Origin of the sequence: Mesotoga sp. B105.6.4 (genome assembly GCF_002896535.1) — a bacterium.
Taxonomy (GTDB): domain Bacteria; phylum Thermotogota; class Thermotogae; order Petrotogales; family Kosmotogaceae; genus Mesotoga.
In genome coordinates, this window is the sequence record NZ_JWIM01000048.1 from 1 (window position 1) to 10,432 (window position 10,432).

11 protein-coding genes are annotated in these 10,432 nt (G+C 43.8%); 9 read left to right on the forward strand and 2 right to left on the reverse strand.

What is annotated here, in order from left to right; all coding sequences use genetic code 11:
* Together RJ60_RS15820 and RJ60_RS10595 are read right to left on the reverse strand one after the other, a co-directional pair.
* A partial coding sequence (locus RJ60_RS15820) for a GNAT family N-acetyltransferase (RefSeq protein ID WP_374704111.1) occupies nucleotides 1–274 on the reverse strand: 274 nt, incomplete at its 3' end.
* A 100-nt stretch (nucleotides 275–374) separates the two neighbouring features.
* Nucleotides 375–824, reverse strand: coding sequence for a GNAT family N-acetyltransferase (locus RJ60_RS10595; protein ID WP_103134712.1), 450 nt, complete (start codon nucleotides 822–824; stop codon nucleotides 375–377).
* A gap of 87 nt (nucleotides 825–911) precedes the next feature.
* Between RJ60_RS10595 and RJ60_RS10600 the strand changes: the two genes are divergently transcribed.
* The 9 genes from RJ60_RS10600 to RJ60_RS10640 all read left to right on the forward strand — a co-directional run bounded on the left by RJ60_RS10600 (nucleotide 912) and on the right by RJ60_RS10640 (nucleotide 10,170).
* The gene (locus tag RJ60_RS10600) at nucleotides 912–1,799 is read left to right on the forward strand and encodes an RHS repeat domain-containing protein (RefSeq protein WP_103134713.1); all 888 of its coding nucleotides are present in this window, start codon (nucleotides 912–914) and stop codon (nucleotides 1,797–1,799) included.
* Nucleotides 1,800–2,088: 289 nt separating this feature from the next.
* Nucleotides 2,089–3,069, forward strand: a complete 981-nt coding sequence (locus RJ60_RS10605) for a LacI family DNA-binding transcriptional regulator (RefSeq protein WP_103134714.1) — start codon at nucleotides 2,089–2,091, stop codon at nucleotides 3,067–3,069.
* Nucleotides 3,062–4,555 (forward strand): sugar ABC transporter ATP-binding protein, encoded by a 1,494-nt coding sequence (locus RJ60_RS10610; RefSeq protein ID WP_103134715.1) that lies wholly within the window; start codon nucleotides 3,062–3,064, stop codon nucleotides 4,553–4,555. The genes RJ60_RS10605 and RJ60_RS10610 overlap by 8 nt, the downstream gene beginning before the upstream one ends.
* Complete coding sequence (locus RJ60_RS10615) at nucleotides 4,552–5,475, forward strand: ABC transporter permease (RefSeq protein ID WP_099830800.1); 924 nt, start codon at nucleotides 4,552–4,554, stop codon at nucleotides 5,473–5,475. The genes RJ60_RS10610 and RJ60_RS10615 overlap by 4 nt, the downstream gene beginning before the upstream one ends.
* 51 nt (nucleotides 5,476–5,526) lie before the next feature.
* Complete coding sequence (locus RJ60_RS10620) at nucleotides 5,527–6,405, forward strand: D-ribose ABC transporter substrate-binding protein (RefSeq protein ID WP_103134716.1); 879 nt, start codon at nucleotides 5,527–5,529, stop codon at nucleotides 6,403–6,405.
* A 57-nt stretch (nucleotides 6,406–6,462) separates the two neighbouring features.
* Complete coding sequence (gene rbsK, locus RJ60_RS10625; protein ID WP_103134717.1) at nucleotides 6,463–7,353, forward strand: ribokinase; 891 nt, start codon at nucleotides 6,463–6,465, stop codon at nucleotides 7,351–7,353.
* A 320-nt stretch (nucleotides 7,354–7,673) separates the two neighbouring features.
* Nucleotides 7,674–8,432 (forward strand): transposase, encoded by a 759-nt coding sequence (locus RJ60_RS10630; protein WP_103134718.1) that lies wholly within the window; start codon nucleotides 7,674–7,676, stop codon nucleotides 8,430–8,432.
* 418 nt (nucleotides 8,433–8,850) lie between these two features.
* Nucleotides 8,851–9,609, forward strand: coding sequence for a C13 family peptidase (locus RJ60_RS10635; protein WP_258006282.1), 759 nt, complete (start codon nucleotides 8,851–8,853; stop codon nucleotides 9,607–9,609).
* 102 nt (nucleotides 9,610–9,711) lie between these two features.
* Nucleotides 9,712–10,170, forward strand: a complete 459-nt coding sequence (locus RJ60_RS10640; protein WP_103134719.1) for a hypothetical protein — start codon at nucleotides 9,712–9,714, stop codon at nucleotides 10,168–10,170.
* Nucleotides 10,171–10,432: the final 262 nt, after the last annotated feature.

The window sequence follows — 10,432 nt, forward strand, 5'->3', positions numbered from 1 at the left end:
CAACACCCTTTCCTCGAAAATGCGGCATGACAAATGCGAGTTCTATATATCCAAGTAAATTATATGTCATCAAATCCTCGAAGACAGAGTAGATAAGTATCCCGACAGCTTTCTCATCTCGCCAACAGATGAGAATTCTGCCCCCTGAATCCAGAGTCTCATTCAACGCGAAGAACAGCTCGCTTGGAGTCATAAACAACTGGCTTCTCAACACTTCAGGAGAAGAAGAAATCTCGAAAAAAACACTTCTCAAGTCTTCGCGTATACCGCGCATTACCTCTAGCCTTCTTTCGGTAACATGGTGTGTTCTGCCGACACTAAAGCAAATCTGCTTCTCTTCAAACGAGGCAAATACTATTCCACCGACAAGAAAATCATCTCACACTAAAGCAAATCTTCTTCTCTTCAAACCCGTCGCTCTTGAGAAGGCGCCATCCTGCTCCAAGCCTGTATGTATTTGCTGTGACTGTCAAGTAAGAGGATCTCTTGAGTTCTTCTAAAGAAGCACTAAGCAGAAGCTTCCCTGCTCCTCTTCTCCTATATATGTCGCTCACAAACAGGTCATAGATGTGACCGGATCTTCCGAACGCGAGTCTTTCATCGATCTGGGGACCAAAATGTAAATGCCCTACGATTTCTTCGCCGCTCCTGAGAACTATCAAAGAGTCTCCTTTCTTGAGAAAGTCGGAGTATACTTCATCCATCGGTCTTAGATCCGGAAGTGAATACCTCCCGCTACTAGACTCGGGAATTGAGTAATACATTTTCTTCATGATCTCGAATTTCTCTTCTTCAGATGGTCTATCGATTAGTAGATTCTGCATTTTCGCCCGCCTATAGATAAGATAGATGTTCCCGTTTCTTACTCTCTCCTGTATGATTAAAGTAACTTAGCAAATGGAGGTGTAGTAATGAAGAAAGTGTTATTGATTTCTTTGCTCGTCGCGTTCGCTTTAGTTGCCTTTGCACAATCGGAATTCATGATCCCAATGAGTGCGAGCGACTTCAATCTGCGAGGACCGGTCAAGACAGTTAAGATAGTTTATCCAGAAGACGAGTTCTACATGGAAGAGGATTTTGCGTTTCCGTTTTACGAGATACTCTCTTTCGATAGATCGGGCAGACTTCTATCACAGATTTCTTCTGACAAAGAAGGGAACGAAATCAGTGCGATTCTGTTCAACTATGACGCAAGCGGAATGCTAGCTTCTATTGCCGGAAGAGAAAATGGAGTTGAAGAATCAGTTGAGCAAATAACAATCGAGAATGGAAGGATAGTGTCAATTATTGTAGAAGATGGAGAGGGAGAATCCACCCTCATAATGGAATACGACGAGTTTGGCAGGTTAATCGCTCAGAAGATATCTGGAATCAGCGAGGGCGAAGAAATCGAAATGACGATATCGATGGCTTATGATGAGAGAGGCAATCTTGTCGAAGAGGGATTTGGCATGATGGGAATGGATCTCAGCAGAACCTTCTACGAATACAATGAGAAGAATCAGAGGATAAAAGAATCAGAGTTCATGTACATGTTTGCGATGCCCGGAGAAGACGTAGAACCAATCGTGTCTACTCTTGAATACAACGAAATGGGCGATGTATCGATTAAGATCTCCGATAGCTACTGGGGAGATGAGAAGGAAGCGGTCGTGTACGAGTATGAATATGACTCAATGGGCAACTACATCTCTATGATAGCCTACTATGTCATGAACATTGCCGACCTTGAGACAGATGGTTGGAAAGAGATGGCGATGATAGAGCAGGAAGAAACAAGGGAGATTGAGTATTACTGATTAAAATGACAAATCGCAAGAGGGTGGAAACACCCTCTTTTTATTTTGAAGCAACTAATCTCATTTTCCTCGTTTGCTGCGACTTATTATAACCACTTTTGTTTTGATCTTACGACGATACATGAACTAGAATGGAGAAGCATAGAAGAGTAACTAATCAATAATCACCTCATGTCTCAGCTGAACGTTCATGATAATGTGTGAATAGACTTGGCTATTACAATACGAGTATGTTTATATTACTGTGTAATCGTTTACGCAAACGTTTACAGGAGGATTTAAGGTATAAATGAAGAGTAAGATAAGCATACGTGAAGTAGCGGAGAAGGCGGGAGTTTCGACGGCCACAGTCTCCAGAGTTCTCAACAAAAGTCTGTATGTAAGCCCTGAGCTTGAAGAGAAAGTCAATAGGGCCTCTCAGGAGCTTGGTTATGTCCCCAACAGACTTGCCAGAAGTCTCAGGATCGGTAGTAGCGGCATGATAGGCTTCCTTATCCCCGATATTGTGAATCCCTTCTTCTCCCAAATAGTAAAGGGAGCCGAAGATTATCTGCGCGTGAAGGGATATTTCATTTTTCTTGTCAGTTCATCAGGTGATCCTCTAAAGGAGGAAGAACTTCTAAAGGCACTGTATTCAAGGAATATCGAGGGAATTGGCGCAATACTCCTCGGAGAGCTTCCCGAGTCTATTAAGGCTATTTCATCTCACCTACCGATCGTGATTATCGATAACTATCAAGATTGGGAAGGGGTCTCTTATGTCTTTTCAGACAATTACGACGGAATGAGAAAGATGATGGATTATCTTATCAGAGCTGGTAACAAAAGCTTCGCTTTTTTAAGTGGTCCCGTAAATACCTTCTCCTCCAGAGAGAGGTTGAGGGCATTTGAAGATGCTATCTCAGAAGAAAATAGTGATTGCGAGATACATTTTGGAGACTATACCTTTGAGAGTGGTAGAGAGATGTTGAGAAGACTCAAGAGAATACCCAATGCCATAGTATGCGGCAACGATATGATAGCATTCGGAGCGATGATGGAGTTGGCTGAAATGAAATATGATGTGCCTAAAACCGTTTCGGTTACTGGATTTGATGACATACTCTTCTCAAGGATGACCAACCCAAGGTTGACAACCGTTCGGCAGGATGGATACGCTATGGGTAAGGCGGCCGGTGAGATGCTTCTGAGAAAGATCAGCGGTCAAAAGACTAACAGCAAGGTTCTTCTGAAGACCTCGCTTCAAATCAGGGAGAGTAGCAATGGATGATTTCATTCTCAAGATGGAGGGTATCTCCAAGAGCTTTCCTGGTGTAAAGGCGTTGGATAGCGTCAGTTTCGATCTGAAGAGAGGTGAGATTCTTGCTCTGATAGGCGAAAACGGTGCCGGCAAATCAACTCTCATGAAGATTCTGAGTGGTGTTTACAGACAGAATGAAGGGAAGATAATTCTCGAGGGCAATGAAGTGCGCTTTGAGAGTCCTTCAGATGCCATAGCGCATGGAATAGCAGTAATCTATCAGGAGTTGAATCTCAGCGAGGATCTAACTGTTGCAGAGAACATATATCTGGGAAGAGAGAGTAGCTCCTGGTGGAATCTTAATCGCAGGAAACTCAGAAGAAGAGCGGAGGATCTTCTGAGATCACTCAACTTTCCAGTGCCTGCGGGCACGACAGTTAAGAAACTCAATGTTTCCGAAAAACAGCTTGTCGAGATCGCTAGAGCCTTGGCTTCCGATGCAAAGATAATCGTTATGGATGAACCTACTGCAACAATAACAGAGCATGAAACGGCGATCCTTTTCAGACTTATGAGAGAGCTCAGAGAGAAGGGCGTGTCGATAGTCTTTATTTCTCACAGACTTGAAGAGGTCTTCGAAATAGCCGACAGGGTTACGATATTGAGAGATGGATCGTTCATATCTTCCGGTCCTACGGAAAGCTATACTGGCGATCGTTTGATAAAGGATATGGTAGGAAGAAGAATCGACGATATGTTCCCAAAAGAGAATCTTGTGACCGAAGAACCCGTTTTCATGGTTGATGGGCTTTCGGTATCTGGACATTTCGAAAATGTCTCTTTCGAAGTGAAAAGAGGCGAAATCTTCGGAATAGCGGGGCTTGTGGGTTCAGGTAAGGGAGCAGTTGCCCTTGCCATATACGGTGGCTTAAAGGCTAGTGCAAACAGGGCCGAGTTATCCAAAAGACCATATCCTATTCCCATAAGGCCGGACAGAGCACTGGCAAGAGGAGTTATTCTCATACCCGAAGATCGCAAGACACAGGGATTAGTAACGCCTTTGAGTATAACAAAAAACGTTGTGCTGCCAAATACGGAACTTGTAAGTAAGCTAGGTAGCATTAGCTGGGGAGCGAGTAAGAGACTTGCTGAAGCGATGATAAAGAGACTGACTATAAAGACACCTTCTCCAGATCAGAGGATTAATAACCTTTCTGGAGGGAATCAACAGAAGGTAGTTCTGGCAAAGGGACTCATTAAATCTCCTGAACTCGTAATCTTCGTTGAACCAACCAGGGGAATCGACGTTGGAGCAAAGGTTGAGGTCTACCGCTTGATGAATGAACTGGCGAATCAGGGTAAGGGAATCATCATGATATCTTCTGAGCTGCCAGAAGTAACCAGTATGAGCGACAGAGTGCTCGTAATGCACCGGGGTCGACAGGCAGCCATATTCGAAAGGAAGGATATTAATCAGCAGAACATCATTTCTGCGGCAATGGGAGAGCAAAGATGAAGAAAACCCTCAGCCTTTTGAGAAGGTTTCCGATCGTTGTCGGTTTTGTTGGAATTGTTCTTGTGTTCAGCTTTCTAAGCGATAGATTCTTTACCGTTTCGAATTTCATGAACGTTCTCAGACAGGTCTCTATAAACGGAATAATTGCATTTGGGATGACCTTTGTAATAATCTCTGGAGGGATAGACCTTTCAGTAGGTTCGATATTCGCTTTCTCAGCAGTAGTCGGGGCAAGTGTTATTAAGAACACTTCTCCTCTGCTTGGAATTCTGGCTGCGCTCGGAATAGGTGCTCTTATGGGTGCATTCAATGGAGTAATCATTGCCAAAATGAAACTTCAGCCCTTCATAGTAACTCTTGCCACTATGGCAATTGCCAGAAGTCTCACTCAGGCTTTCACTCAGGGAAGGCCTGTAACAGGTTTTCCGGCAGGTTTCAGGGAAATCGGGCGCGGAGAGATCTTCGGAATTCCTGTGCCTGTGTTAATAATGCTTGGAGTATTTGCTCTTGCCTGGTACCTTCTCTTCAATACGAAGCTGGGTCTATACACTTACTCTATAGGTGGAAATGAGCAAGCGACAAAGTTAAGTGGTGTAAAAGTAGATAGATATAAGATTGTTATTTACATTATAAGTGGGCTTCTTTCTGCACTGAGTGCGCTTATTTTGACAGCAAGACTAAATAGCGCCCAGCCCATATTTGGAGAGGGTTATGAGTTGGACGCCATTGCCGCAGTCGTTCTGGGAGGAACGAGTCTCTCCGGTGGAAAGGGGTCGATAGTCGGAACGGTTTTTGGCATCATGGTTCTTGGAATAATAAACAACGGTATGAATCTGGTAAATATCTCACCATTCTACCAGCAGGCAGTAAAGGGAGCCGTAATACTCCTGGCAGTTATGGCCGAAAGTAACAACGATTGAGCGATCTTACTAAAGGCCTTCAAGGCCTATTTTTGATAAGGAGGTACTGAAATGAAGAAACTACTTGTAATTACCTTTGTTCTGGTAGTAGCGTCAGCATTTCTCTTTGGAGCAACGTACAGAATTGGACTCTCTCTATCCACTCTCAACAATCCGTTCTTTGTAACACTTAGAGACGGAGCTCTTGAAGCAGCGGCCGGTCTAGGAATAGAAGTTATCGTATCCGATGGTCGCGATAACCCTGCAAAGCAGCTAAGCGATATCGAAGACTTCGTGCAACAGAAACTGAATCTAATAATCATTAACCCTACTGACAGCGATGCTATCGTCACTGCAGTAGAGGAAGCTAACAAGGCTGGGATTCCTGTAATAACGGTTGACAGAGGAGCTAATGGCGGAAAAGTAGTTGCGCATATTGCTTCGGATAATGTTGCGGGCGGCATAATGGCCGGTGAGTACGTTGCAATGCTACTCAATGGAAAGGGGAACGTAGTTGAACTTGAAGGAATCGTTGGAACATCGGCTGCGCGAGACCGTGGTCAGGGCTTTGGTGCAGCTATTTCAAAATACCCGGGCATCAAGATAGTTGCAAAACAGGTTGCAAACTTCAACAGAGCCGAAGGTCTTGTAGTAATAGAGAACATCCTTCAGGCGAATCCAAATATAGACGCTGTCTTTGCTCACAATGACGAGATGGCTCTTGGAGCAATCGAAGCCATAAAAGCCGCCGGTCTTCTAGACAAGATCAAAGTCGTAGGTTTCGATGCCATTGATGATGCCGTTGCGGCCGTAAATGCAGGCGAAATGGCTGCTACTGTTGCTCAGCAACCATTTGTTATGGGCCAACTTGCCGTTGTCAAAGCGTTCGAGTATCTGACTATCGGTACGATTTATATCCCCGTAGATCTCCAGTTGGTAACGCTGAAGTAATTAGGATTAAAAGGCCGGGGGGCGTGATCTCCCTCCGGCTTTTTTATGGAGGCCTTTATGATAGCAGTTATTGGAAGCAGTAACGTCGACATGGTAATAAACGTAGACAAATTCACTATGCCCGGCCAGACTCAGAAAGGTTTGGAACTTTCCTACTATCCAGGAGGCAAGGGCGCAAATCAGGCAGTAACGGCCAAATCGCTTGGTGGGGACGTATTCTTCCTGACCTGCCTGGGAAACGATGGAAATGCCCAGATGATGAAGAGAGAGCTTGAAGCTATTGATCTTGGGCACGGAATAAGACTTGTAGATTCTCCAAACGGAGTTGCATTGATAGAGGTTGCAAGATCAGGAGAAAACAGGATAATAGTATACCCGGGTGCAAACTCTCGGCTGTCTCCAGAGATTATCGACGATTCAAGAGAGAGTTTGCTAAAGGCCGACATTCTTCTGCTACAAAATGAAATCCCCTTCAAATCGTCTCTATACGCAGCAAAGCTCTTCTACAAAGCCGGAAAGACCGTTATCTTCGATCCTGCGCCATCAAGTAATATAGATAAATCGATTCTGCAATACGTAGATATTATTACCCCGAATGAAACGGAGATGGCTGAGCTTACGGGACCGTCACTCTGTATTGAAGAAGCCGCCGTGAAGCTTCTTGAAATGGGATGTGAGAATGTTCTGCTAAAGAGAGGAAAAAAAGGAGTTCTCTTCACAGGAAGGTCTAGAAGTCTAGTTGTTCCGACTTTCAGAGTAAAAGCTGTTGATTCAACCGCAGCTGGCGATGTCTTCAATGGCGCCTTCGCCTGCTCGCTTGACAGAGGACTGGATCTTCACTTTTCTCTCAAGTACGCCTGTGCAGCCGCGGCTTTATCTGTTACCAAAAGGGGAGCCCAGAGGTCAATTCCAAGAAGTGAGGATATTGAAAGTCTCCTTTTTGAATGAGGGTTCGAGAGTTATCGGTAGTCTTTTTGAAAGACCTGATTGCTTCTGAAATTCAAACAATCCTAGAAGTTTCTTCTCTGTTCAACTCTCTTCGAGATTAAGTTTCAGGCCGTTCGTCATTTTGACTGATGCTGATTTGATCTCGAAATAACCTTCAAGTGTTAGAATCAATATTAATCAAATTGCTATTACTCGAAGGGTTCTTTTGAGAGCTTGATTCGTTCCGCTTCTTATAGCGCTTATGGATACAGTATTTCTGTATACCCTTAGTGTGTCTCGAAAAGAGGGTCTCCAAAAGATTCAATAGTGGTACCATTGAATTGACTAAGAACCGGAAAAGAGGCCTAAACAGATGTTATCACAAGGGATGGAGAAAAAGGGAAGCATTTAAGGTACTGGATAACCTGTACAAGTTCATGGTAAAGGGAACTGTAAAGAAAGTAAGGGGAAGGAACAAAGAGTACGATGAAACAACGATATTGAAGTTGCTGGTACTGCTGACACTTGCAAAGAAATCGTATCGAAGAGCAAAGAGGTTTCTTGAAGGGAATGGCGAGTATGTCGAGTACCTAGGGCTGAAGACGATACCATCATTCCAGACCTTGTGTCGAAGAGCCAAACGGATACCTCTTCATGAAATAGTCCAGAAGATAACTAAACTCTTCACAGATCTGGAAGGGCTCGAAAGGAAAGAAGTTACGGTAGATTCGTTTCGTGAGCGGTCATGTAAAGGCTCTACAGCACAGAGAAGAAGGAAGAGAGGGAAGTATAAAGACCAGGGGGCCAGTTGGGCGAAGACGAACAAAGGCTGGCGTTATGGAAGAAAGGTGCATATATCTCTTAATCTGGTCAACAAGTTAATAATCGACTGGATCATTACTGGAGGATCGACACACGATTCGAAGGTGGCACCGAAGATAGCAGACACCTGTAAAGGATTTAAGTACATTCTTTCTGATAGCGCATATGATTCCAATCAGTTCTATGGCTATATATTCGAGAAGACCGGTTTGGTAACGGTTATTGACATAAACAGAAGAAGAGGTCTAGATACAGAAAAGCAGAAACAGCTCCGTTGACTGGCAACTGGACTGAAAAAGCTTCACTCAATGAGGTAGCAGCTAAGGGAAGAGATAGAGAGAACCAATTCAACACTTTAAGGTATCCTTGATTCAGAATTCATATAGTACATAAGAAATAGAGACTTTGACACAATTATCGGCCTTAAGATTCTCACTTACAATCTCGTGGTCATTTAATATCATCTTCACCATCGTTATTTGAGAAAGATTATGGATATCATTCAAGCTATTTGATTAGTGAGACACCCTATTTAGGTTTACTCTTCATAACAGAACAGAGTGAAAGCACAAAGAAGATAGCAAAATCAATTAGAAATTGACTATTCACTATTCGCTGTCTACACTTTCACTACGTTATTGTGTCTTTTTCCTCTCTGGGAATGGGTTTCATTCATTTCATGTCGGGGAACTTCTGTTGGAGAGGTTTCTCAGAGTAAAAGGCGCTGTAATTACCAGTGGGATTACACCATCACAGAATCTTTATGCAGAGGCCCGTGACGTTAGAAACCTTATGTCTGACGCATTCAAGGCCATTATGGGTTCTGACAGAGTACGTGACGTGAAGTATGTTGAAGGTGCGGCCGCTCCAAACTGGACTGCAGTTCAAGTTGCTATGAACGATCTATTGACCACTGAAAAAGTGGATTACATTACCCTCTATTTCATTGCACACGGAAACACTAATCTGATGAACCTCGGAGGAACAACTTTCAACGCGAGTCAGTTGAGAAGCTACATCCTTGAACATCCAAATGTGAAGTTCTGTATAATAATTGAATCATGCCATGCAGGAAGCTGGCTTGATGGTCTGAAATCCGGCGGAGTCACTCCAGCTAACATCGAGATTATTATCACTACAACTACCGCTGCCAAGAGTGCATATCCCGATTGGGATAGTGCAGGTGGCTCGTCGGATCACAACCCTGACGATATGTATGTTGAGTGGTCTGGAGACTTCCTGCAGAAATTGTCGTACTACACAAGTGATGCTCACTGGCCAGAAGTAACTACTTATGCCACTTCCAAATCGATTGACCAACTTCCGGCTCTATTCTACAAATGCTATACATCTATAAAGGGAGCATCTCCTTCTACTACCTCTTGGACTTTGACAGAGCGCTCAGTCGCAGGCTCCATTCAACAACCAATGATCTTCACTAAATGGGCTCCGTGATACTCTTTTGAATGCTCGTTTGAGAGCGGGCTCTGCCCGCTCTTCTCATGAAACTTCTGCAGCCCTTTTCAAAGGCTATAATTGAGTATGGATATCTTTCATATGATAAAACTTGAAAAGCGGGACGGCTATACCATACGACTTGGAGTCCTCAGGCGTGAAACTGACCTTCTCAGAATCGAGATAGAGTATTCCAGATCAGCTGCCGATTTCATAATAAGAAGCTCACTCTTCGATAGCGCAATTATAAGGGCATCGAAACTTATCAGAAACAGTGGATTCACAATGAAGAGTTTCCGCGAATACATTCGACAGGGTTGTCCCAGGCAGTTTCGAAGAGAGCTCTATCGTGTTCTGGACGACTTCGAAAGAGAAGAGGCTCTTCTGGCAAACAGAATATCGAGACTGAAGAATCGTCGTGACAGGGTGATTGTTCATATGGATCCTCGTTTTGCCTTTCACCCGGAAAGAGAAGATGAGAACAGAGTAGATCTAGAAGACATAGAAGCAATCTGCTCTCATCTTGAGAGGCAGATAGAACTCTTTAATGATGACGGATAAACGGAAAATGAAGGCTCCCTGTATATGAATGAGGATTCGTAAACCACACTCAGAAATACGTCTTCGCTCCATCGTTTTTTGCGATGAAAACGGGTTACATGATATTAGGGGTTTCGCAATATGTTTCTGGCAAAATAGAAATGGCTCCGGATCTTCTGCCTCATCGCCTTCTTTGCCTGTTCACTCACTGCAGGTGTGAAGCTGTAGAAGATCCTCCCATTTCTGTCTTTGCAGCTACGAACTCTGAAGGTGTATCCTAGAA

Excerpts from the sequence above, each read along its gene's own strand:
- RJ60_RS10600 (WP_103134713.1), top strand. The coding sequence starts at position 912 with ATGAAGAAAGTGTTATTGATTTCTTTGCTCGTCGCGTTCGCTTTAGTT.
- RJ60_RS10610 (WP_103134715.1), top strand. The coding sequence starts at position 3,062 with ATGGATGATTTCATTCTCAAGATGGAGGGTATCTCCAAGAGCTTTCCT.
- rbsK (WP_103134717.1), top strand. The coding sequence starts at position 6,463 with ATGATAGCAGTTATTGGAAGCAGTAACGTCGACATGGTAATAAACGTA.
- RJ60_RS10605 (WP_103134714.1), top strand. The coding sequence starts at position 2,089 with ATGAAGAGTAAGATAAGCATACGTGAAGTAGCGGAGAAGGCGGGAGTT.
- RJ60_RS10620 (WP_103134716.1), top strand. The coding sequence starts at position 5,527 with ATGAAGAAACTACTTGTAATTACCTTTGTTCTGGTAGTAGCGTCAGCA.
- RJ60_RS10595 (WP_103134712.1), bottom strand. The coding sequence starts at position 824 with ATGCAGAATCTACTAATCGATAGACCATCTGAAGAAGAGAAATTCGAG.
- RJ60_RS10640 (WP_103134719.1), top strand. The coding sequence starts at position 9,712 with ATGATAAAACTTGAAAAGCGGGACGGCTATACCATACGACTTGGAGTC.
- RJ60_RS10615 (WP_099830800.1), top strand. The coding sequence starts at position 4,552 with ATGAAGAAAACCCTCAGCCTTTTGAGAAGGTTTCCGATCGTTGTCGGT.